This is a genomic window from Streptomyces sp. Da 82-17, from assembly GCF_046098215.1.
Lineage (GTDB): Bacteria > Actinomycetota > Actinomycetes > Streptomycetales > Streptomycetaceae > Streptomyces.
This window is the reverse complement of the sequence record NZ_JBJURH010000021.1, coordinates 78,164-104,533: the sequence shown is the minus strand read 5'-3', so window position 1 is coordinate 104,533 and position 26,370 is coordinate 78,164. Positions and strand designations below refer to the sequence as shown.

General features: G+C 73.0%; 19 protein-coding genes. 6 read left to right on the top strand and 13 right to left on the bottom strand.

The window, feature by feature from the left end:
* Positions 1 to 68: 68 nt before the first annotated feature.
* Positions 69 to 1,124: a cation diffusion facilitator family transporter gene (locus ACIDOF_RS29480; RefSeq protein WP_409009187.1), complete on the top strand. Its 1,056-nt coding sequence runs from the start codon at positions 69 to 71 to the stop codon at positions 1,122 to 1,124.
* A 136-nt stretch (positions 1,125 to 1,260) separates the two neighbouring features.
* Here the strand turns inward: ACIDOF_RS29480 and ACIDOF_RS29475 are convergent, their stop codons facing one another.
* From ACIDOF_RS29475 to ACIDOF_RS29420, 12 genes are all read right to left on the bottom strand, one after another.
* A complete protein-coding gene (locus tag ACIDOF_RS29475; protein ID WP_409009186.1) occupies positions 1,261 to 4,131 on the bottom strand; it encodes a hypothetical protein in 2,871 nt (956 codons plus the stop codon).
* Positions 4,128 to 5,252, bottom strand: coding sequence for an ATP-binding protein (locus ACIDOF_RS29470; protein WP_409009185.1), 1,125 nt, complete (start codon positions 5,250 to 5,252; stop codon positions 4,128 to 4,130). Before ACIDOF_RS29470 ends, ACIDOF_RS29475 begins: the two co-directional genes overlap by 4 nt.
* Positions 5,253 to 5,317: 65 nt before the next feature.
* Entirely contained in the window at positions 5,318 to 6,772 is a 1,455-nt protein-coding gene (locus tag ACIDOF_RS29465) for a VWA domain-containing protein (RefSeq protein ID WP_409009244.1), read from the bottom strand.
* Between the two features lie 416 nt (positions 6,773 to 7,188).
* Positions 7,189 to 8,616 carry a hypothetical protein gene (locus tag ACIDOF_RS29460; protein WP_409009184.1) on the bottom strand — a complete coding sequence of 476 codons (1,428 nt, stop codon included), beginning with the start codon at positions 8,614 to 8,616 and terminating at the stop codon, positions 7,189 to 7,191.
* Positions 8,586 to 9,104, bottom strand: coding sequence for a hypothetical protein (locus tag ACIDOF_RS29455; protein ID WP_409009243.1), 519 nt, complete (start codon positions 9,102 to 9,104; stop codon positions 8,586 to 8,588). The genes ACIDOF_RS29460 and ACIDOF_RS29455 overlap by 31 nt, the downstream gene beginning before the upstream one ends.
* A 114-nt stretch (positions 9,105 to 9,218) precedes the next feature.
* Positions 9,219 to 9,953 carry a class I SAM-dependent methyltransferase gene (locus tag ACIDOF_RS29450; protein ID WP_409009183.1) on the bottom strand — a complete coding sequence of 245 codons (735 nt, stop codon included), beginning with the start codon at positions 9,951 to 9,953 and terminating at the stop codon, positions 9,219 to 9,221.
* Positions 9,954 to 10,184: 231 nt separating this feature from the next.
* The gene (locus ACIDOF_RS29445; protein ID WP_409009182.1) at positions 10,185 to 12,635 is read right to left on the bottom strand and encodes a SpoIIE family protein phosphatase; all 2,451 of its coding nucleotides are present in this window, start codon (positions 12,633 to 12,635) and stop codon (positions 10,185 to 10,187) included.
* 189 nt (positions 12,636 to 12,824) lie between these two features.
* On the bottom strand, positions 12,825 to 15,257 hold the full coding sequence (locus ACIDOF_RS29440) for an MFS transporter (protein ID WP_409009181.1): 2,433 nt from the start codon (positions 15,255 to 15,257) through the stop codon (positions 12,825 to 12,827).
* Between the two features lie 395 nt (positions 15,258 to 15,652).
* A complete protein-coding gene (locus tag ACIDOF_RS29435) occupies positions 15,653 to 16,096 on the bottom strand; it encodes an SRPBCC family protein (protein ID WP_409009180.1) in 444 nt (147 codons plus the stop codon).
* A gap of 156 nt (positions 16,097 to 16,252) precedes the next feature.
* Positions 16,253 to 17,074: an alpha/beta fold hydrolase gene (locus ACIDOF_RS29430; RefSeq protein WP_409009179.1), complete on the bottom strand. Its 822-nt coding sequence runs from the start codon at positions 17,072 to 17,074 to the stop codon at positions 16,253 to 16,255.
* Positions 17,075 to 17,111: 37 nt separating this feature from the next.
* On the bottom strand, positions 17,112 to 18,329 hold the full coding sequence (locus ACIDOF_RS29425; protein ID WP_409009178.1) for a GDSL-type esterase/lipase family protein: 1,218 nt from the start codon (positions 18,327 to 18,329) through the stop codon (positions 17,112 to 17,114).
* Positions 18,326 to 18,925: a TetR/AcrR family transcriptional regulator gene (locus ACIDOF_RS29420; RefSeq protein WP_409009177.1), complete on the bottom strand. Its 600-nt coding sequence runs from the start codon at positions 18,923 to 18,925 to the stop codon at positions 18,326 to 18,328. The genes ACIDOF_RS29425 and ACIDOF_RS29420 overlap by 4 nt, the downstream gene beginning before the upstream one ends.
* Positions 18,926 to 19,078: 153 nt before the next feature.
* Between ACIDOF_RS29420 and ACIDOF_RS29415 the strand changes: the two genes are divergently transcribed.
* The 3 genes from ACIDOF_RS29415 to ACIDOF_RS29405 all read left to right on the top strand — a co-directional run bounded on the left by ACIDOF_RS29415 (position 19,079) and on the right by ACIDOF_RS29405 (position 22,421).
* The gene (locus ACIDOF_RS29415; protein ID WP_409009176.1) at positions 19,079 to 20,107 is read left to right on the top strand and encodes an Rv2578c family radical SAM protein; all 1,029 of its coding nucleotides are present in this window, start codon (positions 19,079 to 19,081) and stop codon (positions 20,105 to 20,107) included.
* A gap of 162 nt (positions 20,108 to 20,269) precedes the next feature.
* Complete coding sequence (locus ACIDOF_RS29410) at positions 20,270 to 21,877, top strand: alpha/beta hydrolase (protein WP_409009175.1); 1,608 nt, start codon at positions 20,270 to 20,272, stop codon at positions 21,875 to 21,877.
* A 22-nt stretch (positions 21,878 to 21,899) separates the two neighbouring features.
* On the top strand, positions 21,900 to 22,421 hold the full coding sequence (locus ACIDOF_RS29405) for a GNAT family N-acetyltransferase (protein ID WP_409009174.1): 522 nt from the start codon (positions 21,900 to 21,902) through the stop codon (positions 22,419 to 22,421).
* Positions 22,422 to 22,515: 94 nt separating this feature from the next.
* Here ACIDOF_RS29405 and ACIDOF_RS29400 read toward each other — a convergent pair whose 3' ends face one another.
* Positions 22,516 to 23,109, bottom strand: a complete 594-nt coding sequence (locus tag ACIDOF_RS29400) for an adenylosuccinate lyase (protein WP_409009173.1) — start codon at positions 23,107 to 23,109, stop codon at positions 22,516 to 22,518.
* A gap of 396 nt (positions 23,110 to 23,505) precedes the next feature.
* On the opposite strand from ACIDOF_RS29400, the gene ACIDOF_RS29395 reads away from it, so the two are divergent.
* Together ACIDOF_RS29395 and ACIDOF_RS29390 are read left to right on the top strand one after the other, a co-directional pair.
* Positions 23,506 to 25,290 (top strand): 3-hydroxyacyl-CoA dehydrogenase family protein, encoded by a 1,785-nt coding sequence (locus ACIDOF_RS29395; protein WP_409009172.1) that lies wholly within the window; start codon positions 23,506 to 23,508, stop codon positions 25,288 to 25,290.
* Between the two features lie 73 nt (positions 25,291 to 25,363).
* A complete protein-coding gene (locus ACIDOF_RS29390; protein ID WP_409009171.1) occupies positions 25,364 to 26,200 on the top strand; it encodes a TetR family transcriptional regulator in 837 nt (278 codons plus the stop codon).
* Positions 26,201 to 26,370 lie beyond the last annotated feature (170 nt).

The following is a 26,370-nucleotide window of genomic DNA, read 5'->3' as shown; positions in this document are numbered from 1 at the left end:
CCGCGGACCGCCCACCTCCACCCGCCCCCCGTACGAACATTCCGTACGAAACGGGCATACTGCCGCGCATGCACCCACAGGACGAGCAGCAGAACCGCGAGCCCGCAGCGGACGCACCGGCCTCAGCGGGCGGGGCCGGAGCCGAGGCCCGGGGCGGGTCCGGGGCCGAGTCCGGGGCCGACGACGGGCGGCCCGGCGGCGGGCGGCCCGGCGGCGGCGAGTCCGCGTTCACCGTCGTCGTGGCCGCCGTCGCGAACTTCGGCATCGCCCTCGCCAAGGCGGTCGCCGGGGTGATCAGCGGCTCCAGCGCCATGCTGTCCGAGGCGGGCCACTCGGTCGCCGACACGGTCACCGAACTGCTCCTCCTCACCGCGCTGCGGCGCAGCGAGAAGCCCGCCGACGAGGACCATCCGCTCGGCTACGGCCCGGCCCGCTACATCTGGGCGCTGCTCGCCTCGGTCGCCACGTTCGTCGGCGGCGGCGTCTTCGCCCTGTACGACGGCGTCCACGCCCTCACCCACGGCAAGGAACCCGGCGACCCGCTCGTCTCGTACCTCGTCCTCGCCGTCGCCTTCCTCCTCGAGGCGTACTCGCTGCGCACCGGGCTCAAGCAGGCCGCCGGCGAGGCGAAGGACCGCCGCATCCCGGTCCGCCGCTACCTCCGGCTCACGCCCGACACCGCCGTCAAGGCCGTCGTGATGGAGGACTCGGCGGCCCTCACCGGTCTGGTGCTCGCCGCGCTCGGTCTCCTCGGCGGCCAGCTCACCGGCTCCGGCGTCTGGGACGGCATCGCCTCCTGCCTCATCGGCCTGCTCCTCGTGTATGTGGCATGGGTGCTGGGACGCTCCAACTCCGAGTTCCTGATCGGCCGCGCCCTCCCCCGGGCGAAGCGCGAGGCCGTACGCCGCGAACTGCTCGCCGTGGGCCCCGTCGAGGACGTACTGGAACTCACGACCCTGGTGCAGGGCCCGACCGAGGTGCTGATCGCCGCGAAGATCGACTTCCGGGACGAGGCCACGGCCGCCGAGGTCGAGGCGGCCTGCGAGGAGGCCGAGTCCCGGCTCCGCGCCCTGCTCCCGTCGATCCGCCGCGTCTACCTGGACCCGACGCCCCGCGCCGGGTGAGCGGCGCGGGGCTGTGACACCTGCGACTCCGCCGCAGGGCGCGGGCGCCCCCGGACGGGACGGGACGAGCCCGCAGTCGCCGCTGCGAGCTGCCTGAGCAGCCGCGACTGCGGCACCCGCCCGCGCGCCCCCGCCCTCACGCTCCGAGCAGCGCCCCGAGGGCGACCGCCGTCTCCGGGTGCCGGCCGAGGAGAGCCGCGCCCACCGGGCCGTGGGCGTCGGCGTCCGCCGGCTCCCACCCGCCCTCGCAGCCGAGCAGTCCCGCCACCGCGTCGCACGTCGCCGGGTGGGCGACGAGCAGGGCGCTGCGCTTGGCGTGCGCCCCGCCGCCACCGTCGCCGCCCGCGCGCCGGGATCTGCGGGACGCGTCCGGGGCCGGCTCGGCCAGCCACGGCGGAACCCACTCGTCCAGCGCGGCCAGACGGCCCGGGAAGATCCGGCCCGCCTCGCGTATCAGCAGCGGGGCCAGGTCCGCGCCGTCCTTGCGGAGCGTCGTGATCAGCGTCGGCAGCCACGGGAGCAGCACCGGGTCGGGCAGCCGCCCGAAGGCGTTCGACACCGCCTCCACCACGAAGTCCGTGAGCCCCGGCACGGGCTCCAGGGCGTGCACGAACCCGCTGAGGTAGCGCGGATACGACGGCACCACCAGCGGGTTGCCGAGCAACGCATCGCAGCGGGCGCGCAGTTCGGCGCGCGGCAGCGTGCCCAGGTGCGTCTGCGCCGCCCACAGCAGCGCCGTCTTCGACGGGTCCTCCGGGTGCGACTGCCCGACGGCCAGCTCCAGTTGGGTACGGTCGCAGCCGAGGGAGAGCGCGAGGCTCTCCATGCTGAACAGGAAGCCCAGCATCGCCGCGACCTGCCGCACCGTCGCGTCCTCGTCGGTGAACGCCACCGGCAGCAGCGTGCAGTAGTGCGCGTACCCCGCCTTGACGAACGACTCGATCCACGGCGGAAGGACCGGCTCGCTCGTCCGGTAGTACGCGAGCAGCCGCCGCACCCGGCGCAGTACCTCCGGCGCCCCGTCGACGCTGCGTTCCGCCGAGAGGACCGTCAGCGCGTGCGCGCCCAGCTCGTCGGCGAGGCGGCGGCTGCCCAGGTAGAGCGTGGCGTCCTCGACGGCGGCGAGGACCGTCGCCGCCGTGGCCGTCGGCGCGTACGCGGTGCGGCGCAGCCGCTGCTCCAGGACCTGCTCGATGCTGACGCCCTCGTACCCCAGCTCGATCAGTGCGCGCTGGTGGGTGCCGAGCGCGAGGTCCCAGGACTCCTGGATGGACCGCTCGCCGAGCTTGCGCTCGCCCATGATCGGGCGGGCCGCGCCGTGCGGGAGCAGGCGGCGCAGCATCCACAGCACGTCGGAGCAGGCCTGCAGCTCGGGCCGGCCCGCGATGTCGAGGAGCGCCCGCTGAACTCCCCTTTTCTGCAGCGGGAGTTGGAGCGGTTCGAGGCGGTCGTGGACGTCGCGGGCGAGCGGCGGCAGCGACTCGTACCCGACCTGGCCGATGCGGTCGCCGCCCATCATGATCTCGACCAGCCGCCGCACGTCCCGCCTGCCCGGCACCGCGTCCTTCTCGATGCAGGTGACGGCCGCGTCCTGGAAGTCGTACGGCGTGGGCCTGGCCCGGTCGCGCATCCCGGCGAGCAGGATCGACGTCTCGAACACGGCGATGGCGTCGGCGGTGGACGACAGATAGCCGTTGCGCCGGGCCGCACGCACGATGTCGACGGACCAGCCGAGGAGTTCGGCCTCGTCGAGCCGGTCCAGGACGGGCGGCTGCTGCAGGAATCCGGTCAGCCGGTCCGCGGCCACCGTCTCGGCCTCGGTCGCCGCGGCGGGCGGCGGGGCGGCGGGCGGCGCCGCGGCGACGGTCTTCGGCTTCTTCGCCTTCGGCTTCTTCGCGCCCGCCTGCCCCTCCAGGCGGTACGGCTGCACTCGGGTGCGCTTGACGTTCTTCGCCCACACCGTCGCGGCGATCGACACCGAGCCCGCGGCCAGCCCGAACTGGGCCTCGATCGCCGCGTGGCTGGACGGGATCAGTCCGTGCTGCCACTTGGTGGCGCTGCGCGGGCTGATCTCGAAGGTGTCGGCGCCGTCGATCCCGAACTCCTCGACGCGGCTGGCCGCGTGGAACGCGCCGCACACGTACAGGCAGTCGGCGGGGTCGACGCCGGTCGCCGCGCGGTGTTCGCGCATCCGCGTCCACATGTACCGCTCGCGGTCCTCGTCGACGCGCACCCGGTGCTCGTCGCCCGGGGCGAGGCGCCGGAAGAGGCTGCCGATGAGGAACATGACCTGCCGGTACGTGTCGTGGTCGCTGTCGCCGAGGGGCAGCTCCACGTACTGGTGCCACCACTCCGACCAGTGCCGCACCTTGCCGTGCCGCAGCAGATGCTCCTCCAGCTCTGCGAAGCGCGGGCGCAGGTCGCCGATCTCGACGCCGACCGCGTCCCCGTGCAGCGCCGCCTCCTCCTCGGCGGGCGTGTCCGGGTCGGCCGGCTGCCCGGACTTCTCGCCGCGCGCGTCCCACTGGAAGACGTGGTCCGAGGAGCGGTCGACGAGGACCAGCTCGACGCCCGGGGTGTCCAGGGCGTACGCGATCGCCTGGTATTCGGCGGAGGCCTCCGTGATGGGGGCGACCACCGACAGCGGCGACCATTCGGCGGGGAAGCCGTCGACCTCGGTCGCGAAGGACTGCACGGCCACCGGCAGCTTGCAGTTGCGCAGTTCGGTGAGGAGCGGCGCCATGTCCTCGCACAGCTCCAGGTACACCACCTTCGGCTGCTTCTCGCGGAGCCTGCGGGCCATCGCGAGCGCGGACGCCGGCGAGTGGTGGCAGACGGGGAAGATCTCCAGGGGTTCGCGGAGCGCCCGGTCCACGTCGTCGACGAGGCCGAGCAGGATGCCCTCCAGGGCGTCGGGCCCGCCCGCGAACTGGGCGGCGGCTTCCTGGAGTTGGCTCCGCAGTGCGGTGAACGGCTGCTCGGGGGCCGTCGTCCGGAGGCCGCTCATGACAGGGTCGCGATCGCGTCGCGGCCGCCCTCGAGGAACTCCGGCCAGGAGCCGCCCTCTTCGGTGCTGCGCGGCTCGACCACCCCGTGCAGGTACTTGTTGAGGATGGCCAGATCCTCGGGCTCGCGCCGGGCGAGCGACCCGACCAGCGAGGACGCGAGCGTACGGGCGGTGAGGGCGCGGGCGCCGAAGAAGTTGCTGTGCAGGATGGCGTCCTCCAGGACGCCGATCTGCTCGGCCGTGGACAGCGCCGACTCCAGCTTCTCGTCGTCGCTGCCGGCCGCGGCGGCGGAGGCCCGCAGGTCGGCGAAGCTCTGCAGCAGGACGTCGAGCAGCGTGGGCGGAACGTCCAACTCGATCTGGTGGCGGCGCAGCAGTTCCTCGGTGCGGAAGCGGACGATCTCCGCCTCGCTCTTCTTGTTCGTCACGACCGGGATGCGGACGAAGTTGAAACGGCGCTTCAGGGCCGAGGACAGGTCGTTGACGCCGCGGTCGCGGCTGTTGGCCGTGGCGATGATCGAGAAGCCGGGCTTGGCGAAGACGATGTTGTCGCTGTCCTGGTCGCTGCCCAACTCCGGTACGGAGATGTACTTCTCGGAGAGGATCGAGATCAGCGCGTCCTGCACGTCGCTGGTCGAGCGGGTCAGCTCCTCGAAGCGGCCGATCGTGCCGGTCTCCATCGCCGTCATGATCGGCGAGGGGATCATCGACTCCCGCGACTGGCCCTTCGCGATGACCATCGACACGTTCCAGGAGTACTTGATGTGGTCCTCGGTCGTGCCCGCCGTGCCCTGCACCACCTGGGTGGAGTTGCGGGAGATCGCGGCGGACAGCAGCTCGGCCAGCCAGCTCTTGCCGGTGCCCGGGTCACCGATGAGGAGCAGGCCGCGGTCCGAGGCGAGGGTGACGATGGAGCGCTCCACGAAGCTGCGGTCGCCGAACCACTTCGGGGCGATCTCGCGGTCCAGGCCGTCGGCCCGCTCGGAGCCCACGATGAACAGGCGCACCATCTTCGGCGAGAGCCGCCACGAGAACGGCTTCGGGTTGTCGTCGATCGACTCCAGCCAGTCGAGCTCCTCGGCGTACTTGATCTCGGCGGGGGCGCGCAGCAGGTCGGACATGGCAAGGCCTTTCTCAACAGGTCAGGAAAAGTAAGGGAGTTGGATACGAGGCGTCGGCGCGCGGCTCAGGCGAGGAACGTCTTCAGCTCGTGGACGAGCTTCTTTATGTGCCCGGACAGCACCGGCGCGCCCAGGTCCTTGAACCGCTCCCGGAACCAGGGGTTGACGCTGCCCCGCCCGGAGCTGGTCACCGAGCCGACGGGGATGAACTTCGCCCCCGAGCGGTGCACGGCGGCCATGGACTCGAAGAGTTCCTCGCCGCGCCACTCGTAGAAGTCGGAGATCCACACGACCACGGTGTTGCGCGGCTCGGCGATCTTCGGCTGGGCGAGGGCCATCGCGACGGTGCCGTCGGTGCCGCCGCCGAGCTTGGTGCGCAGCAGCGTCTCGAACGGGTCGGACACCCACGGCGTCAGGTCCAGCGCCTGCGTGTCGTACGCGATCAGGTGGACGTCCACCTTGGGGAGTCCCGCGAAGATCGACGCCAGGATCGTGCAGTTGACCATGGAGTCGACCATCGACCCGGACTGGTCGACGACGACGATCAGGCGCTGCGGGGTCGTCTTGCGGGCGGTGTGCCGGTAGTAGAGGCGGTCGACGTAGAGCCGCTCCTCCTCCGGGCTCCAGTTGGTGAGGTTCTTCCAGATCGTGCGGTCGAGGTCGAGGTTCCGGAACACCCTCTTGGGCGGGACGGAGCGATCCAGGGCGCCGACCGTGGACTTCTCGACCTGAGTACGCAGCACCTCCGCGACCTCGTCGACGAAGCGCCGGATGAGCGCCTTCGCGTTGGCGAGGGCCACTCCGGACAGGTTGTCCTTGTCCCGGAGGAGCTGCTCGATCAGCGACATGCTGGGGGTGAGCTGCGCGGCCAGCTGCGGGTCGGCGAGGACCTCGCGCAGCCGCATCCGCTTCACCAACTCGGCCTCGATCGAACCGAGTTCGGGCCCGATCGCGGGGATGAGCCGACTCAGGTCGGGGGTGGCTCCGCCGCCGGTGCCGGTCGGGCTGACGCCGCCGCCCGCGCCCGCTCCCCCGGCGCCCGCCCCGGCGCCACCGCCCGGACGGCCGCCGCGCAGCTCGCCGGGCTTGCAGCCGAGGGCGCGCTCCAGCCAGCCGGCGTCGGACTGCCAGCGCGCCAACTGCCCGGCGGTGACGGTGCCTTGGCCGGTGGCGAAGGTGTTCAGCAGCACCTTCGAGACGAGGGCGGCGCGCCGCACCTCGGCGGCCCGGTCCCGCTCGCCGTCCGCCTCCTCCCCCTCCTGGGGTGCCATGAGTCCGTCGAACTCGGCGGCCAGGTCCGGGTGGCGCTGCACGATCGAGTCGACCGAGGCCTGCGGGTCGAGCAGGGCGGCGGGCAGTCCGATGTCCTCCACGACGGCGAGGCTCGCCGACTCCAGCGCGGCCTGCTCCTCCGAGTCGAAGAGCCGCGCGAGCAGCCGCCAGTACAGCACCTGCCGCCGACTGTCCTGCGAGTCGACCACGGGCACTGCCTTCCCCTGACCGACGGCTCCCTGGGGCACGGGCACCCGTTGACCGACGGCCTCCGCGGACGCGGGCACAGATGCTCCCTGGCCGACGGCCCCTGCGGGCACGGCAGCACCCCGGCCGACGGCCCCCGAGGGCGCGGATGCCGTCTCCTGCCCGACGGCCTCGTCGGACACGAACACCCCCTGGCCGACGGCCCCCTCGGGCACGGACACCTCCTTGTCGACGGCCCCCTCGGGCACGGAAGCCCCCTGACCGATGCTCTCCCCGGGCACAGGCGCCCCCGGGTCGACGGCCGTCTCGGACGCGGGCACCCCTTGGCCCGACGCATGGAGCGTGCCCTCGGCCCCGGCCGCGGGACCCACCCCGGCACCGGTCCCGGCATTGGCACCCGCTCCGGCGCTTGCGCCGGAACGCCCGACCCCGGCCCCGTCCCCCGTCTTACGTACGCTCATTTCCGCAGCAGCCTTCCCGCGCGCTCGCGCAGCACCTTCACCGCGTCCGTCGCCGCCTTCTCGCCCTTCGCGCCGGTCTTGTCCGTCGTGCCGCCCGCCCAGGCTCCGGCGTGCAGCGCGACCGTCTTCTTCCGCACCGTCGACTCCACGGCCAGCGGCTGCAGTTCGAACCGGCCCGCGTTCCAGCGGAGCAGGCCGATGCACGCGCCGGACTTGGCGACGGCCTCCGGGGTGAGCGGCGAGGCCGTCGGAATCCGGTCGCCGTCCACGTACAGCGGCTGACCGGCCAGGTCGAACGTCGTCCCGTCGTCGTCCGGTCGGGCCGCGTATCCCTCCAGGAACACCGGGACGGCGAGGCGGGCCGGGTGGCGGTCGAGGGGTGCCGTGGGGGCGTCGGTGGCCGTGGGCAGGGCGACGCGGGCGGTGGCGAACGGGTCGGCGGGCTCGCCCGGCCTGGCCTGCGCGTCGTCCCACAGCAGGTCGCCGTCGGCGGTGACCGGCATGTCGGTGAGGTCCATCGAGCGGCCCTCGCCGAGCGCGGCAAGCAGCGACATGTGCGGCCGGAGCAGCTGCCAGAGGCCCGCCCCGACGACCGTGTCCGGCTTCGGCACGGACACACTGGCCCGCACGAGCCGCGCACCGGAGCCGTCCTCGGGCTCCAGCACGGCGTGGATCTGGGCCTGTACGGCGGTGGGGTGCTCCTGGACGTCCGCGCCGAGGGGCAGCAGCCGACCGCTGACCGGACGGGCCTCGGGGGCGTCGGCCGCGCCGGGCACCGTGAGGAGCAGGGCGCGCGCCCACAGGTCGGCCCAGCGGCGCTCCGGGATGCGCTGCAGGGACGCGCCGGGGCAGGACGCGGCGAGCTCGGCGGCGAAGCCGTCGAGGAGGACGGCGAGGCGGCGCAGTCCGGGCTCGGGCAGGAGTGCCGTGAGGACCGGGGCGGCGCCCGCGACCACGTCGTGGTCCATGCCCTGCCAGCCGCAGCGGGCCAGGTCGGCCAGCCAGGAGCGGGCGGCGAGCAGCACGTTGGCTTGGGGCGCGGCCGGGCGCGTGCCGTCGTCCTGCGGGCTCTGTTCGGCGCGCGGGCGGCCCGTGGCTTCGTCGGCCCGGGCGTGCAGCGCGTCGTGGACGGAGCCGAGGAGGGCGGTGCGGGCGGCGGCGAGCGCGACGAGGTGGTCCTCGCTCGCGGCGCCGGCGGCGGCCTTGTCGGCGGCTTCGGCGGTCTTCGCGCCGAGCGGTGTGCCCGCGACGGCGTCGGCGAGCTCCGACAGGCTTGCGGCTCCGGCCGGTTGGGGGCGCAGGAGGCCCGCGGCGAGGGCGCTGTCGAAGGCGTCCACGGCCGCGAGGGCCTCGTCGAGTCCGTCGATCGGCTCGGTCAGCAGGTCCGTACGCATCAGGCCACCGCCCTTGTCGGCGGGAACCACTGCATCTCCGGGAGAGGCGCCGTGGTCGGGGCGAGCTCCAGGTAGGCGAGGTGGCGCAGGAAGCGGCTGAAGACCGTCGCCGCGGCGCGGCTGTCGCCCGGCGAGGGGCGGGTGGCGACCATGGCGTCGACGAGGCTCGCCGCGCCGGGCTCGGCGTCCCCGAGGTCGCACTTCAGATAGCGGGCGACGCGCTCGGCGCCGTACTGGAGCACCGCTTCGTTGATCAGCGCCCTGATGTGGTTGCAGTACGAGCCCCGGGCGCCCCCGCACGTCCGGTTGTTGTTCGTGCTGCACGCGTACGCGAAGGCGCTCGCGGTGACCGACGAGACGTAGACGCGGCCGATGTCGGAGCCGCTGGAGACCACCCCCTGCAAGCGTCCGTCGGCGAGTTCGACGAACGGAACCTTGGCGAGCTTCCGCGGCCGTGCGGGCGCAATGACCCGTGCCGTGCTCGACCTCTCCCACCCTGACAACGCACCATCTCCAATGCACCAAGGGACTGTCCCGAGCCAGAGCGGCGGGGACACCGAGGAACATACTTGCGACCACTGACAACGCGGTCGCACGAGCCTGCGCGATGCCGGAAAGGGCAGGTCAGGGGGTTACGCGGGCACGGAACCCGCGCCCACCACCCACCAGTTGGACGGCAGCTCGATGCGCCGGCCGTCGGGCCCGAAGTCGGTGGTGGTGAGCGGGAGTCGGCCTTCGGCGAGCACCACGAGGCCTGCCGCGGCGAAGAGTTCGGGGACGGCGCTGTCGGGCACGGTGCCGGGCGCGATGCCGTGCCGCAGGACCGGCGCGAGCTTCGGCGGCGGGCCGGAGGGCCCTTGGGCGAGGGCCCGCAGTGCCGCGCCCGCGGCCTCGGCGGGTTCCACCACGACAGCCCGGCCGCGTTCGCCGAGGAGGGTGGCGATGTTGTCGACGAGGGGCTGCTGGTCGGCGGGCCCGCACTGGTGCAGGACGCCGCGCATGTAGACGTTGGCGTCGCCGAGTTCGGCGTGCAGCCCTGCCACGCCGTCCCGGTCGGCGGCGTCCAGCTGCCGGTAGTCGGCGAGGCCCTCGGGGTCGGAGGTGCGGGCGTGTTCGACGGCGGCGTCGGACAGGTCGGTGCCGACGACTGTGCCGAACCGTCCGGCGAAGTACCGGGTCTGGGTGCCGTTGCCGCAGCCGAGGTCGACGAGCGGCAGGTGGGCGGCGGTCAAGTGCGGTTCGAAGGAGGCGAGATGGAGTTCGGCGGTGACGGCGGGTTCGGCGTCCCAGAACACCGAGCCCTGTTCCTGCGGGGCCTCGCTCCAGAAGCCTTCCCAGGCCGCCTTGTAGGTGTTCGTCACGCTCATGATCCGCTCCCCAGGTGCCGCGGGACCACGCCCGTGGTCCAGTAGGAATTCGGTCTACCTCGGGAGCCGGGGCGTCGACAAGACACCGGCGCGTTCCTTCACCGATCGTCCGACCCGCGCACGCGCACGCGCGCCCCTCGGTTCATGAACGCACGCCCAGGGGTTCACGTACGAGAAAGCCGGTCGGTTCACGTACACGCCCACCCGTTCACGTACGACGAGAAAGCACCCTCACCGACGCCTGCGCGGCAAGCTCAGCTCGAACCACACCGACTTCCCCTCGCCGGTGCGCGCCGTTCCCCACTCGCGGGCGAGGGCGTTCACCACGGCGAGGCCGCGCCCGGACTCGTCCTGTGGTCCGGCGCTGCGCAGTGTGGGCAGGGTGTGTTCGTCGTCCACGACTTCGCACTGGAGGACGTCGCTGCGTACCAGGCGGAGCGCGAGCCGCTCGCCGTGGGCGTGCCGTACGGCGTTGGTGACGACTTCGCTGACCAGCAACTCGGCGGTCTCCACGAGTGGTTCGAGGCCCCAGCGGCGCAGTTGGGCGCGGACCAGGCGGCGGGCGCGGCCGGCCTCGGCGGGGTCGACGCTCAGCTGCCAGTCGGCGACGTCCTCGGCGGCGATGCCGTTGAGCCGGGCCATGAGGAGCGCGACGTCGTCCTTGCGGCCGCCGCGAGTGTTCAGGGCACGGATGATGGTGTCGCAGGCCTGGTCCATGGACGCGGCCGGGTGGGCGGCCGATTCGCAGAGCGTGGCGAGGCCGACGCCGATGTCCTCGCCGCGCACCTCGACCAGGCCGTCGGTGCACATCACGAGGCGGTCGCCGGGTGCGACGGGCACGCGGACCGTCTCGAAGGGGACTCCGCCGACGCCTATGGGGGCGCCGGTGGGCAGTTCGAGGAGTTCGCTGCGGCCGTCCTCGGCGCGGACCACGACGGGCGGGATGTGCCCGGCGTTGGAGATCTGCAGCTCGCCGGCGATCGGGTCGTAGACCGCGTACAGGCAGGTGGCCAGGTACTGCTCGCCGAGGCGTTGGGCCAGGTCGTCGAGGTTGCGCAGGAGCTGGGCGGGCGGCAGGTCGAGGGCGGCCATGGTCTGCACGGCCGTGCGCAACTGGCCCATCATCGCGGCCGAGTTGAGGCCGTGGCCCATCACGTCGCCGACGACGAGGGCGGTGCGCGATCCGGGGAGTTTCACGGAGTCGAACCAGTCGCCGCCGACCCGGCCGAGGAGGGTGCCCGGCAGGTAGCGGGTGGCGATGTCGCAGCCTGACATGCGCGGCGCGATGTGCGGCAGCATGCTGTCCTGGAGCGTCTCGGCGACGTTCTCCTGGTACGTGTACATGCGGGCGTTGTCGAGCACGAGCCCGGCGCGCGCCGCGAGTTCGGCGCCGGTGACGCGGTCCATGTCGTTGAACTCGACGCGCTCGGGGTGGCGCAGCAGGATCATGAAGCCGAGGACGACGTTCCGCGCCTTCAGCGGTACGACGAGCATCGACCGGTTGTTGATCAGTGGCCGGATGTCGCGCTTCTCGAACTGCGCCGCGATCCGGGTGCCCATCTCCTCGCTGATGCGCGGCACGAGCACCGGCTGGCCGGAGGTCATGCACTGGAAGAACGGGGTGTGCGCGGGGAAGGGCATGGACTCGCCGACGGGCACGACGTCGTCCCACCGGCCGGGCTCGTCGGTGTGCTCGACGGCGACGCGGTGCCACAGCGTGGTCTCGTCCGGCGGCCCCTCGGGGAAGCCTTCGCCGGCCACGACCTGTTCGCGCAGATACGTGCCCGCGACGTCGGTGAAGCGGGGGACGACGGCGCGGCTGACCTCGAGGATGGTCTGCGACAGGTCGAGCGAGGAACCAATGGCTCCGCTGACCTCGTTGAGGAATTCCAGGCGCTCGCGGACCGCCGCGTACTCCAGGTCCTCGGCGTCCTCCTGCACCTCGGGTTCGACGGGCCGGCCCTGGGCGAGGGCCTGTTGGGCGCGCAGCCGCCGGGCCTTGCGCTCGGCGCGCCGGGGCACGCCCCAGTCAGGGGTGACGGGGACCCGGTCGTGCTGGCTGAACTCCAGGACCGGGTAGCCGAGTTCGAGCACCTGCGAGACGATGCGGCCGCTCTCTCCGACGCTCATGCTGGGCAGGATCTCGGGCAGCCGCCGGGCCAGCTCGTCGGCCCCGGCGAACTCGGTGTGCAGGGCGAAGCCGGGCGCGATGCGTTCGGCGCCGTCGTCCTCGGGCGCCTCCGGGGACAGGCTGTCCGCGTCGGCGGCGAGCACGAGCAGCCGCTCGGGACCGGGACCCACCAGCGGGTAGGCCCACCACAGGACGTCGATCCGGCTCTGGCCGGGTTCGCTGAGGCGGGCGCGGCCGGCGGTCGGGTAGGAGGTGCGCCCGCCGAGGGACGCTTCCAGGTCGGGGCCCAACTCGTCGTAACCGCCCGGAAGTTCACCCGGGTCCGCTGAGCCGCCCGAAGGCGTGGAGTCGTCCGGCAGGGCGCCGGACACGGGCAGCAGGTCGACGGCGCGACGACCCACCGCCTCGTCCTTGGCGTACCCGAACAGGCGGCGGGCGCCGCTGCTCCAGTGCGAGACGAGACCCGCTCCGTCCACGACGACCACGGCCAGCGGAATACGGCCGGCGACGGCTGACTGCGTCGCCGGCCCATCCGGAGTGCCACGCTCCATGGTCTGGGCTCCTTCCCGTGGCGCCCATGAAGATCTGCGCCACCACCACGGTACGGCTGGTGCGCCCCCGGTGTGCGGCAACTCCGGAATTTGCGCCGGAACGGTTGCGCGGGCGGCGCCCCCTGTGCCCGGCGCCGTCCGGGCGGCCGGGCTCACCTGCCGTGACGTGCGGCGGGAGGGTCCGGATCGTCAGTCCTCGTGGCCGAGTTGGAGGTCGCGTTCGGTGCGTCCGCCGCCGGCGACCTGCAGCACGGTGGCGACCGGCGGGTAGCCCGCGGCGATCACGGTGTACTCGCCGGAGGACAGGTCGACGAAGCGGAATGTGCCGTCCGGTCCGGTGGTGAGGGTGTCGACGACGTTCCCGGCGGCGTCGAGCAGCGTGACGCGGGCGTCCTCGACGGCCCGTCCGCCGGTGGCCCGCACGGTGCCGCGCAGGACGGCGCCGCCCGCGAGTTCGATGTCCTGCCGGGTCTCGCGCGCGGCCTGCACGCTGACCGGGACGGCGGCCGGGCGGAAGGCGGGCGCGCTGGCGGCGAGGGTGTACTCGCCGGCCACCAACTCGCTGATGACATAGCCCCCTTCGCGTCCGCTGCGGGCGCTCGCGACGACCTCGCCGCGCACGTCGGTGAGGGTCACGGCGGCGTCCCGTACGGGGCTGCCGTCGGCGGTGCTGACGGTCCCGGCGAGGCGTCCGGCGCCGCCGAGGACGACGTCGAGCTCGACGGGCCGCTCGCCGACGGTGACGGACACGGCCTGCGGCTGGTGCCCGCCCGCGGCGGCGATCAGGACGTAACTGCCGGCGCCGGGGGTGGCGAGCGCGTACCGCCCGTCGTCGCCGCTCGCGCCGCGGCCGATCTGCTGTCCGGCGACGTCGATGAGGGTGAGCGCGGCGCGCGGCACGCTGGTCCCGTCGGAGTGCTGGACGCTGCCGCAGACGGGCACGCCCGCGGTGTGCCCGGCGGAGCGGGCGGCGGGCACGGCGACGGTGGGTTCTGCGGGCGCGGCGCCGTTCTGGAGGTCGGCGCCGGCCGGGTTGGCGGACAACAGAGGTGTCTCCTTGAGGAACAGGGCGATGAGCAGGCCGAGTACGAGGACCGGCACGAGGTACAGGAAGATCCGCGGCATGGCGTCCGCGTACGCCTGGATGTAGCCCTCGCGCAGCTGCTCGGGGAGTTGGTGGACGAGTTGGGGCGTGATCGACTCGGGGTCGGGGAGGTCGGCGCCGGCGGGGAGTCGGCCGGTGAGGGCGTCGGCGAGGCGGTCGGCGAAGAGGGTGCCGAAGACGGCGGCGCCGACGCTGCCGCCGATCTGCCGGAAGTAGTTGTTGGCGCTGGTGGCGGTGCCGAGGTCGGCGGGCGGCACGGCGTTCTGCACGGCGAGGATGAGGACCGGCATGATCAGGCCGATGCCGATGCCGAGCACGCCCATCCAGATGCTGTAGTCCAGGCGTGGGGTGTCGGCCTCCAGGCGGGAGAGCAGCCACATGCCGACGGCCGACGCGGCGCCGCCGACGATCGGGTAGAGGCGGTAGTGGCCGGTGTGGCTGATGAGTTGGCCGGAGACGATGGAGGCGGCGACGATGCCGAACATCATCGGCAGCATCAGGAGTCCGGACTCGGTGGCGGTGGCGCCGTCGACCATCTGCAGGAAGGTCGGCAGATAGCTGGCCGCGCCGAACATGCCGACGCCGACGATGGCCCCGACGAGCCCGGTGATGTTGAACGTGCGGTCGCGGAACAGCCGCAGCGGGATGAGGGGTTCGGCGGCGAAGCGCTCGACGACGAGGAACAGCACGGTCGACAGCACGGCCCCGACCCCGAGCCCGACGATGACCCGGTCGCCCCACTCGTACTCGGTGCCGCCCCAACTGGTCAGCAGCACCAGGCAGGTTGAGGCCGCGGCGAGCAACAGCGCGCCGAGGACGTCGAAGCGGGGCTTGACGGCGGGCTTGGGCAGCTTCAGCACGACGGCGATGACGGCGAGGGTGAGGAGGCCGAAGGGCACGTTGATGTAGAAGCACCAGCGCCAGCTCGCGTGGTCCGTGAAGAAGCCGCCGAGCAGGGGCCCGGCGACGGAGGCGAGGCCGTAGGCGGCGCCGATCACGCCCATGTAGCGGCCGCGTTCGCGGGGCGGGACGATGTCGGCGATGATCGCCTGCACGCCGATCATGAGGCCGCCCGCGCCGATGCCCTGGACGGCGCGGAAGGCGATGAGCTCGTCCATGGTCCGCGACCAGCCGGCGAGCGCGGAGCCGATGATGAAGACCACGATCGAGAACTGGAAGACGCTCTTGCGGCCGAGCAGGTCGCCGAGCTTGCCGTAGATCGGCAGTCCGATGGTGGCGGTCAGGAGGTACGCGGTGATCGCCCAGGACATCTTGTCGAGGCCGTGCAGCTCGCCGACGATCTTCGGCAGCGCGGTGGCGACGATCATCTGCTCCAGGGCGGCGAGCAGCAGGGCGAGCATGAGCCCGGCGAAGACGAGGCGGACCCGGCGGGGGCTCAGCTCGGGCGCGGCGTGGGGCGCGGTTCCGGGGTCGGCGGGCGGGGGCGGTGGGGCCTGTTCCGCTCCGGGTGCGGCCTCGGGGGCCTGCTCGCCCTGCACCAGCGTCGTCCCACGCACGTACCGCTCCCCTCATCAGCGCCCGGTCGCGCCGCCCATTTCTCGCATTACGCGACAACTTCGGGCAACTGAACTGATCGCTTCAAAGAGGGCCTACGACCGCTTCCCGTACCGGAGTTGAGCGGTGGCCGCACCCGGCGGACCTCGGGGTTTGAGGCGCGGCACGGATACGGGACGCGCGCGGGGAGCGCGCCCGGGGCGCACGGGAAACCACCCGAACAAGTGACAGGGCGGGGGCGGGAGTTGAGGGGTGCGAGGGATGCGCGGGGGTGCGCGCGCCAGGGAAGGGTGTCGCGGCGGCACGGGAAGGGGCCACGCGGCGGGCCGGAAGGGGGTGCCGCGGCGGGCCGGCCGGAACGGTCACGTCCGGCCGGCCGCGGCGGTCGGCGCGGGTCCTACTTCTCGACCTCGGCGGCGAGCTTGCCGAGGAGCGCGTCGTAGATCCGGGCGAGGCCCTTGGGGGCGAAGGTCTTCTCGAAGAAGCCGCCGATGCCGCCCGCGCCGTTCCACACGGTCGATACGACGACCTTGGCGCGGCCCTCACCCGCGGGGGTGACGGTCCACGTGGTGACCATCGAGGAGTTGCGGTCCTTCTCGACGAGCTGCCCGTCGGTCGGCTCGCTCACCTCGAGGAGGCAGTCGCGGACGCGCTTGCTGGTGGCCTGGAGCTTCCAGTGGACGAGGGAGCCCTCGCCGTCGCCGCCCTCGCGGACCTCGTACTCGCTGAAGTGCTCGGGCAGCACCTTCGGGCGCACGTCCTTGTAGTCGGCGAGCGCGTCGAAGACATCGTCCGGGTCCGCCGCGATGATCCGCTCGGTCACGGCTTCGACCTGTGCCATGGCACTTCCTCCACTGCTTGCTGTCGGGGGATTCCGGGGTGCTGCGTACCCATTGTGACGCGTCGTCCCGGCCCGCCCGGACGGGGGCCGGGGGCGCGACCCGGCGTACGAGGGGTCGCGCGCCCGCGGCCTGCACGCCGGAGGCGGGCGGTGGCCTCACAGCGGGGAGAGGAGCTTCCGGAGCCGCGGTTCGAAGGCCTCCGGGTCCTCCGCGAACCCCGTGTGGCCGCCGGGGAACAGGACCGGCTCGCTGCCGAGGGCCGCGGCGAGGGCGCGGGACGTGCGGTCGCAGAGCCGGCCCGCCGATTCCTCGCCGATCGCCACGACCAGGCGGGGGCCGAGGGCCCGCAGCGCCTCGACGTCGGGCAGCCAGGCGACGGTGTGCCGGAGTTCGTGGGCGAACCAGCGCCGCTCGTCCGCGACCTGCTGCGGTGCGCGCTCGCCGCCGAACATCTCGTGCAGGACGGCGTCCGGCAGCTCGAATCCGGCCGTGGCGAAGAAGGCACGCCAGGCGCCGAGCACGTCCCCGGCGAGGTACGTGGAGATCATCTCCTCGGTGCGGGCGCGGAGTTCGGCCCGTTCGTCGAGCAGCTCGTCGAGCGGCGGCTCGTGCGCGATCACGACGCGGACGTGCTCGGGGTGCGCCTGCGCGTGCGCGAGGGCGGTGACGGCGCCGCCGCTGGACCCGAAGACGACGGCGGGCCCGGCGTCGGCGTACGCGATCAGGCGGGCGAGGTCGTCGGCGCGCAGTTGCGGGGTGGAGTCCTGGTCGGGGTCGTCGAGGGTGGAGCGGCGGATGCCCCTCGGGTCGGTGGTGAGGACGGTGTGGTCGACGGCGAGCAGGTCGGCGAGCGGCGCGAAGGCTTCGGCGTCCATGGGGGCGCCGACGAGCACGACGAGGGGGCCGGTGCCGCGCACCTCGTGGTGGAGGTGCGCGCCGGGCACGTCGAGGGTCCGGGCGGTGGGGGCGGAGGGCATGGCGTGCTCCTGTGGTCCGTGCGGGCCTTTCCCGCTCTCACCCTTGCGTCGAACGGGCCTCCGCGGAATCGACACCCCGCGCGGCGCGGCCGAAGGAGTGCTCCGCCCCGAAGGCCAGCTCCGTGAACCGCTCGGCGATCCGGCGGTGCGCCTCGCCGCTCGGGTGGACGGCGTCCGGCAGCGGCAGTTCGGCGTGGTCGGCCTCGCCGTACAGTTCGCGGCCGTCGAGGTAGGCGAGGTGCGGGTCGTCGGCGGCGCGCTCGGCGACGATGCGGGCGAGCTCGGCGCGTACGACGTTCAGGGTGAGGCGGCCGGCGGCGGTCTCGGCGGGGTCGCCGGTGGCCTTGAACCGCACGGTGCCGTCGGCGAAGTCGGGGGCGAGGGGGCCGGGGGTGTCCTCGTGCACGGGGCAGAGCACGGCGGAGACGACGAGCAGCGGGGTCGTCGGGTGCCCTTCGCGGATGGTGTCGAGGAAGCCGTGCACGGCCGGGGCGAAGGCGCGCAGCCGCATCAGGTCGGCGTTGACGACGTTGATGCCGAGCTTGAGGCTGATCAGGTCGGCGGGGGTGTCCCGCAGCGCGCGTGCGGTGTACGGGTCGAGCAGGGCCGAGCCGCCGAGGCCGAGGTTGATCAGGTCGACGCCGGCGTGCGCGGCGGCGAGGGCGGGCCAGGTCCCGGTCGGGTGCGTGGCGTTGGAGCCGTGGCTGATGGAGCTGCCGTGGTGCAGCCACACCTTGCGGCCGCGGTCGGGCAGCGGCGCGAGGGGTGCGTCGGCGCGGAGGGCGACGAGTTCGGTGCGCTCGGTGTGCGGCAGCCAGATCTCGACGTCCTTCTCGCGCGCGGGGAGTCCGGTGAAGCGGGCGGTGCCGGGTGCGCCCTCGGTGAGCTCGAAGGTCTGGGCGGCCATGTCGACGGTGAGGAGGTTGCCGCCGGTCACGGTGGCCTGCGCGGCGAGGCGGCCGTCGACGACCAGGTCGTACACGCCGTCGGCCGGGGCCGGGCCGGGCACGCCGCGGTAGGCGCGCTTGGTGGGCAGCGTGTCCAGTTCGATCGCGGTGGCGGCGGTGCGGAAGGCGAGGCGTACGCCGGAGGGCTGGGCCTCGGCCATGGCGGTCTGGCCGTCGGAGATCTGCCGCCGGGCGCGGGCGGGCAGCCGGTGCGGCAGGAGTCCGTGCGCGGTGGGCTCCAACTCCAGTGCGCCGCAGACGAGTTCGGCGGAGATGGGCGTGGCGGTCAAGGGGCGGGCGGTGCTCATGAGGGGTCTGCCTCGATCGTTCGCTGGGGGGTGGTGTCGGCGCGCAGGAGTGCGTCGAGGGAGTCGAGGATCCAGGTCCAGGTCTCCTCGGCGGGTGGCGCGCTGTGGCTGAATCCGCCTGCCGTCTCCAGGCTCACGAATCCGTGGAAGACGCTGCCGAGCAGTCGTACGGCGTGGGTCTCGGCGGGTTCGGTCAGGCCGTAGCCGCGCAGGACGGCGCGGGTGAGGCGGGCGTTGCGGGGTCCGGCGCTCGCGGCGGCGGTCTCGGGGTCGAGCGGGAAGCGGGCGGCGGTGTACCGGCCGGGGTGCTCGACGGCGTAGGCGCGGTAGGCCGCGGCGAAGGCGGTCAGGGCGTCCCGGCCGGCGCGTCCGGCGACGGCGTCGGCGGCGCGGTCGGCGAGTTCGTCGAGGGCGAGCAGGGCGATCCGGGTCTTGAGGTCGTGGGAGTTGCGGACGTGCGAGTAGAGGCTCGCGACCTTCACGTCGAAGCGCCGGGCCAGCTCGGAGACGGTGACGTGCTCGAAGCCGACCTCGTCGGCGAGTTCGGCTCCGGCGCGGACCAGGCGTTCGGCGCTCAGACCGGGGCGGACGACCACGGTTCCTCCAGGTGAATCCAGCCATTTGCTAAGCCCATAGTGCATCTCCCTAAGACCTTTAGGCAAACGCCGAACCAGCCTAGCTCCTGCCGCCTCGCACGATCATGGGAACGCTTGTTCTATTCTGTGCTCAGTGCTACCGAGGAGGCGCCCATGCGCTGGGACAACCTGACCGCCGACGACGCCGCGCTGTTCGGCGCGGACGCCGTGACCACCCGCACATACGACCAGCCCGAGTTCCGGGGCATCACGTTCCACGAGATCCGGGCGAAGTCGATCGTGAACCGGGTGCCCGGCGCCTCCCGCATGCCGTTCGAGTGGACGGTGAACCCGTACCGCGGCTGCACCCACGCCTGCGTCTACTGCTTCGCCCGCAAGACGCACAGCTATCTGGACCTCGACACCGGGCTCGGCTTCGACTCGCAGATCGTGGTGAAGGTCAACGCCCCCGAGCTGCTCAGCCGGCAGCTCGCCTCGCCGCGCTGGCACGGCGAGCACATCGCGATGGGCACCAACGTCGACTGCTACCAGCGGGCCGAGGGCAAGTACCGGCTGATGCCCGGCATCATCGCGGCCCTGCGCGACCACGCGAACCCCTTCTCGATCCTCACGAAGGGCACGCTGATCCTGCGCGACCTCGACCTCCTCGTGCAGGCCGCCGAAGTCACCGAGGTCGGCATCTCGGTCTCCGTCGGCTTCACGGACCGGGAGCTGTGGCGCACGGTCGAGCCCGGCACCCCCGCCCCCGAGCGCCGCCTCGACGTGGTCCGCACGCTCACCGAGCACGGCATCGGCTGCGGCGTCCTGATGGCCCCGGTGATCCCGTTCCTCGGCGACTCCCCCGACCAACTCCGCGCCACCGTCCGGGCGATCGCCGCCTCCGGCGCCACCTCCGTCACCCCGCTGGTGCTCCACCTGCGCCCCGGCGCCCGCGAGTGGTTCATGACCTGGCTCGCCGAGCACCACCCCCATCTCGTACGCCGCTACGAACGGCTGTACGCGGACGGGGCCTACGCGCCGAAGTGGTACCAACGGCGCATCACCCGGTACGTGCACGAGCTGGCGCAGGAGTACGGCATCGGCCCCCGCTCCTCGGCCGCGACACGACGGATCACGCCCGCCCGGACGCCCGCCCCCGAGGAGAGCCGCCGGGAGGAGGGCACCCAGCTCACGCTCCTCTGAGGCGCACCACGGGAACGCCGGGCTCACCACAGAACACCCGGGGGCCACGAGAGCCCCTTCGGGTCAACATCCCTGACAAAGCACGCTTTCTGACGGTATTTCCGAGAGCATGCGGCAGCGGGCTGTGGCACGCACAGCCCCGACTCCGCCTCGGGAGACCAGATGAGAACTCGTGCCGTCGCGCTGCTCGGCGCGCTCGCCGCAGCCGCCGGACTGCTCTCGGCGCAACCGTCCGCCGCGGGCACCCCCGCAGCCCGCGGGGCGACCGCCCCCGCGGCCCACCCCTCCCTCACGTGGAGGGACTGCGCCACGAAGAAGTACCCGACCCTGCAGTGCGCATCCCTGCGCGTCCCGCTCGACCACCGGCGCCCCGACGCCCGGAAGATCACGCTCGCCCTGTCCCGCGTCCCCGGCACCGACCGCGCCCGCCACCAGGGCCCGCTCCTCGTCAACCCGGGCGGCCCCGGCGGCAGCGGCCGCGGCCTCGCCGGGTTCGTCGCGGGCGCACTGCCGCGCAAGGTGGCCGCGCAGTACGACGTGATCGGCTTCGACCCGCGCGGCGTCGGCGCGTCCCGGCCCGCCGTCGACTGCCGCCCCGGCCACTTCGACCCGGTCCGCCCGGACACCGTGCCCATCGGCAAGGGCGTCGAGCAGGCCAACCTGGAGCGCGTCCGCGCCTTCGCCCGCGCCTGCGACAAGAAGTACGGGCCGCTCCTCAAGCACCTCGACACGGTGAGCGCCGCCCGCGACATGGACCTCATCCGCAAGGCACTCGGCGCCGACCGCATCAACTACTTCGGCTACTCGTACGGCACCCATCTCGGCGCCGTCTACGCCAAGTTGCACCCGAAGCGGGTCCGCCGGGCCGTCCTGGACTCGGTGGTCGACCCGACCGGCGTCTGGTACCGCGACAACCTCGACCAGAACCTCGCCTTCGACGACCGCCACAAGGCCTTCGCCGCCTGGGTCGCCCGGCACGACGAGACATACGGTCTCGGCGCCGACCCGGCCGTGGTCGAGGGCAAGTGGTACGCGATGCGGGCGGCGCTCGCCGACCGGCCCGCGGGCGGCAGGGTCGGCGCGGCCGAGCTGGAGGACACCTTCATCCCCGGCGGCTACTTCAACGGCTACTGGCCGAAACTCGCCGAGGCGTTCGCGGCGTACGTGAACGACCGGAAGACCACGCCGCTGGTCGCCGCGTACAAGAACCTCGGCGCCGTGGACGCGGCGGGCGACAACGGGTACGCGGTGTACGCGGCGGTGGAGTGCCGGGACGCGCCGTGGCCGCGCAGCTGGAACGCGTGGCGCACCGACAACTGGCGGTCGCACGCGAAGGCGCCCTTCATGACCTGGAGCAACGCCTGGTACAACGCCCCGTGCGCGTTCTGGCCCACCGCGCCCCTCACCCCGCCGGACGTCACGAACCGCGACCTCCCGCCGGTCCTCCTCTTCCAGGCCACCGACGACGCGGCGACGCCGTACGAAGGCGCCGTCACACTGCACCGCAAGCTGCGCCGGTCGAGCCTCGTCGTGGAGGTGGGCGGCGGCAACCACGGTGTCACGCTCAGCGGAAACGCCTGCCTGGACCGGCACTTGGCGGACTACCTCGCCACCGGGAAGGTCCCGCGCGGCCGCGGCCACACCGCCGCCGACGCGACCTGCGACGCACTGCCCGACCCGAAGCCGGCGAAGGCGAAGCCGAACGCGAAGCGCACGTCGGACAACCGCAAGGGCCTCGCCCTGCACGGCCTGATCGGCCGCCACCGCTGACACCGGGCCCTAGGGTGCGTCCATGGACGACGCACCCGCATCCGTATCCGTACGGCAGATGACCTCCGCCGACTGCCCCGCGGTGGCCGAGATACGCGTACGCGGCTGGCAGTTCGCGTACGCGGGCCTCGTCCCGCAGCCCTACCTGGACGCGATGGACGTCGCCGCCGACACGGAACGCTGCCGCCAACGGCACGCGCGCGGCGACCCGGCGGTGGTCGGCCTGGTCGCCGAGCGCGCCGGGTCGGTGGTGGGCTGGGCGAGCTTCGGCCCGTACCGCGACAGCGATCTCCCGCCCACGGACACGGAGTTGTACGCGCTGTACGTCCACCCCGCCCACCTCGGCACGGGAGCGGGCCGCGCCCTGATGACCGAGGTCCTGGCCCGCTGCACGACGCCCCACGTCCGCCTGTGGGTCCTCCGCGACAACGCCCGCGCCCGCCGCTTCTACGCCCACGCGGGCTTCGAGCCGGACGGCGCGGAGGAGATGTTCGAGATCCAGGGGGTGCAGGTACCGGAGGTGCGCTACACGCGCGCCCCGTGAGGGGCGCGGGGAACTGCGCGACCAGCCACGACAGCGGGACAGCCGAACCACTGGCGGCGCAGCCTTTCGGGAAGGGGCGGGCAGGGGAGAAGAACTACCCCTCCCCCATCCGCGCCAACGCCGCAACCGCAGCCGCCGCGAGCCGGGGATGGGTGCGCGCCGCATCCAGAACGGGCACCGCCCGCTTGTCGGCGAGCGCCCCCAACCCCTCGACGCAGGCGAGCGCGATCCGCCAGTACGGATCGTGCGGGGAGGAGAGCCGGCGCTTCAGGGCCGTGATGAGCGCCGGCGCCGACTCGGGTGCGCGCAGCACGGTCAGCAGCCGCACCGGATGAAGCGCGTACGCGACGCGGAGTTCGTTCGTGGCGAGCGCGGCCGCCGCCCGGGCCGTACGCGGGTCGCCGAGCCGGGCCAACGCCTGCGCGGCACTCGCGCAGCGCTCCGGGTCGCGGTGGTTGAGCAGCAGTACGAGCGACTCGAAGGCCCGCCGCTCTCCCGCGCAGCCGAGCCGGAACGCGGCCAACTCCCGTGCCCACAACGGCTGTCCGGGCGCGGTGAGCACCTCCGCCAGCTCGTCGAGGTCGCTCGTCGTCCGCAGCCGCTCGAAGCGCGCGGACCCCGACGAGTCCGGTCCCTGCGCGGCCTCTTTCCGTAAACGTTCCGTGAGCGCTCGCAACTCGTCGTCCATGCAGCTCAGCGTAGCGATCGTCGGGCTTCGCCAGGAGAGGGCGTCCGGGGGCGATCCAGGTCACACGGCTCCAGGACTGGCGCGCTCGTTACCCGCTGGTTAAGCTCATAAGAGCGGGTCACAGCCCGCATCTCTCGGCGGCCTGGTGACGCAGCCGCCGAGGACAAGTCGGTTCGGCTCGGTACAGCACGAGTACGGCGCGGCCCAGGGACAGGGCCCGTCGCTTCACCTCAGCTTCACCTCACCGGATCCGCCGCCTCCCGTGCGGCGGCCCGGACCACGACACCAACTCCCGCACGCCGCGACGCAGTTCGCCCTTTCGCCGCTCCCTCTCCCGGCGGGGCCCGCGCGGACGTGCGCCCTCTCAGTCGTCACTCTCACCCTCTGGAGTCCGCGATGGACCGTACCCCTCTGCACACCGTCGCCGTCGTCGGCCTCGGCACCATGGGCACCGGGATCGCCGAGGTCCTTGCCCGGGCCGGCCGCGAGGTCATCGGCATCGACATCAGCGAGGTGGCCGCCGCGCAGGCCGTCGGCGCCCTCGAAGCCTCGACCGCCCGTGCCGTCGCCCGCGAGCGCCTCACCGAGCAGGAGCGGCAGGGCGCGCTCTCCCGCTTCCGCACCTTCACCGACCTGCAGGCCGCCGCCGAGGCCGACCTGGTCATCGAGGTGGTGCCGGAGTCGTACGAGATCAAGAGCCAGGTCTTCCGCGAGCTCGACGCGATCGTCCGGCCCGACGCGATCCTCGCGACCGGCACCAACGCGCTGTCCGTGACCCGTCTCGCCGCCGACTCGGCGAAGCCGGAGCGCGTGATCGGCCTGCACTTCTTCAACCCGGCGCCGGCGATGAAGCTGGTCGAGGTGGTCTCGTCGGTGCTGACCGCGCCGCAGGCCGTCGAGGCGGTCACGGCGCTGGCGGTGGACCTCGGCAAGGAGCCGGTCTCGGTCGGCGACCGCCCCGGTTTCGTCGCGGACGGGCTGCTGTTCGGCTACCTGAACCAGGCGGCCGCGATGTACGAGGCCCGGTACGCCTCGCGTGAGGACATCGACGCGGCGATGAAGCTGGGCTGCGGCCTTCCGATGGGCCCGCTCGCGCTGCTCGACCTGATCGGCATCGACACGGCCCGCACCGTCCTGGACGCGATGTACGCCGACTCCCGGGACCGGCTGCACGCCCCCGCGCCGATCCTGAAGCAGCTCAGCGAGGCGGGCCTGACCGGCCGCAAGGCGGGCCGCGGCTTCTACACGTACGCGGAAGCAGGCAGCGCCGAGGTCGTGCCGGACGCGCTCACCCCGGCCGCCGCGGCGGACGGCGCGCAGGGCCGCGAGGTGCGCTCGGTGGGCGTGGCCGGCTCGGGCACGATGGCGTCCGGCATCGCCGAGGTGTTCGCGAAGGCCGGGTACGAGGTGGTGCTCGCGGCGCGCAGCCAGGAGAAGGCCGACGCCGCCAAGTCCCGTATCGGCAAGTCGCTTTCGCGTTCCGTCACCAAGGGCCGGATGGCGCAGGAGCAGGCCGACGCGACGCTCGCGCTGATCACCCCGGCGGGGTCGCTCGACGCGTTCGCCGAGGTCGACCTGGCGGTGGAGGCGGTCGCGGAGGACCTGGAGGTCAAGCAGCAGCTGTTCCAGACCCTGGACAAGGTGTGCAAGCCGGGCGCGGTCCTGGCGACGACGACGTCCTCGCTGCCCGTGGTGGCCTGCGCCCGCGCGACCTCGCGCCCGCAGGACGTGATCGGCATGCACTTCTTCAACCCGGCCCCGGCGATGAAGCTGGTCGAGGTGGTCCGCACGGTCCTGACCGCCGACGACGTGCACGCCACGGTCCGCGAGGTCACGGCGAAGATCCGCAAGCACCCGGTGGACTGCGGGGACCGGGCGGGCTTCATCGTGAACGCGCTGCTGTTCCCGTACCTGAACAACGCGATCAAGATGGTCCAGGAGCACTACGCGTCCCTGGACGACATCGACACCGCGATGCGCCTGGGCGGCGGCTACCCGATGGGGCCGTTCGAGCTCCTGGACGTCGTCGGCCTGGATGTGTCGCTCGCCATCGAGAAGGTGCTGCACCGCGAGTTCCGCGACCCGGGCCTGGCCCCGGCGCCGCTGCTCGAGCACCTGGTCGCCGCGGGGTGCCTCGGCCGCAAGACGGGCCGCGGCTTCCGCGAATATGCCAGGCGCTGAGACCCACGCCGACTGGGGCGGGCTGCTCGGTACGCCGGGTGGCCCGCTCCCGGAGGCGCGGCAGGCTGGGGACATGCAGTACGTTCGGTCCATGTCCAAGGCCGCCAAGTCCCCCCGTACGCCCGCCTCCGCCGACGCTCCGGAGACCCCCGCGACACCCGCGGGTTCCCGTGCCGCGGCTCAGCGGCTGAAAATGCGCCGGGAGCTGGCGGCCGCGGCGATGCAACTGTTCGCGACGAAGGGGTACGAGGCGACCACGGTCGACGAGATCGCGGCCACCGCCGGAGTCGCCCGCCGCACCTTCTTCCGCCACTTCCGCTCCAAGGAAGAGGCGATCTTCCCGGACCACGACGACACCCTGATCCGCGCGGAGGCGGTCCTCAACGCCGCCCCGGCGCACGAGCACCCGCTGGACACGGTGTGCCGCGGTATCAAGGAAGTCATGAAGATGTACGCGGCGGCGCCGACGGTCTCGGTGGAGCGGTACCGCCTGACGCGTGAGGTGCCGACGCTGCGTGAGCGCGAGATCGCCTCGGTCGCGCGGTACGAGCGGCTGTTCACCCGCTATCTGCTCGGCCACTTCGACGAGCACGCGCACCACGACGGCAACGACGACCCGTTGCTCGCCGAGGTCGCGGCCTCGGCCGTGGTGACCGCCCACAACCATGTGCTGCGGCGCTGGCTGCGGGCCGGCGGGCAGGGCGACGTGGAGGCCCAGTTGGACCACGCGTTCGCGATCGTGCGCAAGACCTTCGGCTCCGGCATAGGCGCGGGCCGGGAGAGCACCGCTCTTCCGGCCCCTGCGGCGACCGCCTCCGCGCACGGCGAGGTCCTGGTCACCGTGGCCCGTACGGACGCTCCGCTCGACGAGGTCATGCGCACCATCGAGACGGCGCTGCGGGACCGCTGACCGCACACCTCACGAACACCGCGACGCGAAGGCGCCGGGCGAACTGATCGATCAGTTCGCCCGGCGCCTTCGTCGTGTGCCGCGGTTCACACCCCCTCTGACCTGCAATGATCGATCATCGCTCAAATGAAGCGGCCCGCTGACAAGTGTGAAAAATTGTTGGCACCGAG

Bases quoted from the DNA above. Each gene is read 5' to 3' on its own strand.
- ACIDOF_RS29480 (WP_409009187.1), top strand. From the start codon at position 69: ATGCACCCACAGGACGAGCAGCAGAACCGCGAGCCCGCAGCGGACGCA.
- ACIDOF_RS29475 (WP_409009186.1), bottom strand. From the start codon at position 4,131: ATGAGCGGCCTCCGGACGACGGCCCCCGAGCAGCCGTTCACCGCACTG.
- ACIDOF_RS29470 (WP_409009185.1), bottom strand. From the start codon at position 5,252: ATGTCCGACCTGCTGCGCGCCCCCGCCGAGATCAAGTACGCCGAGGAG.
- ACIDOF_RS29450 (WP_409009183.1), bottom strand. From the start codon at position 9,953: ATGAGCGTGACGAACACCTACAAGGCGGCCTGGGAAGGCTTCTGGAGC.
- ACIDOF_RS29445 (WP_409009182.1), bottom strand. From the start codon at position 12,635: ATGGAGCGTGGCACTCCGGATGGGCCGGCGACGCAGTCAGCCGTCGCC.
- ACIDOF_RS29435 (WP_409009180.1), bottom strand. From the start codon at position 16,096: ATGGCACAGGTCGAAGCCGTGACCGAGCGGATCATCGCGGCGGACCCG.
- ACIDOF_RS29430 (WP_409009179.1), bottom strand. From the start codon at position 17,074: ATGCCCTCCGCCCCCACCGCCCGGACCCTCGACGTGCCCGGCGCGCAC.
- ACIDOF_RS29425 (WP_409009178.1), bottom strand. From the start codon at position 18,329: ATGAGCACCGCCCGCCCCTTGACCGCCACGCCCATCTCCGCCGAACTC.
- ACIDOF_RS29415 (WP_409009176.1), top strand. From the start codon at position 19,079: ATGCGCTGGGACAACCTGACCGCCGACGACGCCGCGCTGTTCGGCGCG.
- ACIDOF_RS29410 (WP_409009175.1), top strand. From the start codon at position 20,270: ATGAGAACTCGTGCCGTCGCGCTGCTCGGCGCGCTCGCCGCAGCCGCC.
- ACIDOF_RS29405 (WP_409009174.1), top strand. From the start codon at position 21,900: ATGGACGACGCACCCGCATCCGTATCCGTACGGCAGATGACCTCCGCC.
- ACIDOF_RS29400 (WP_409009173.1), bottom strand. From the start codon at position 23,109: ATGGACGACGAGTTGCGAGCGCTCACGGAACGTTTACGGAAAGAGGCC.
- ACIDOF_RS29395 (WP_409009172.1), top strand. From the start codon at position 23,506: ATGGACCGTACCCCTCTGCACACCGTCGCCGTCGTCGGCCTCGGCACC.
- ACIDOF_RS29390 (WP_409009171.1), top strand. From the start codon at position 25,364: ATGCAGTACGTTCGGTCCATGTCCAAGGCCGCCAAGTCCCCCCGTACG.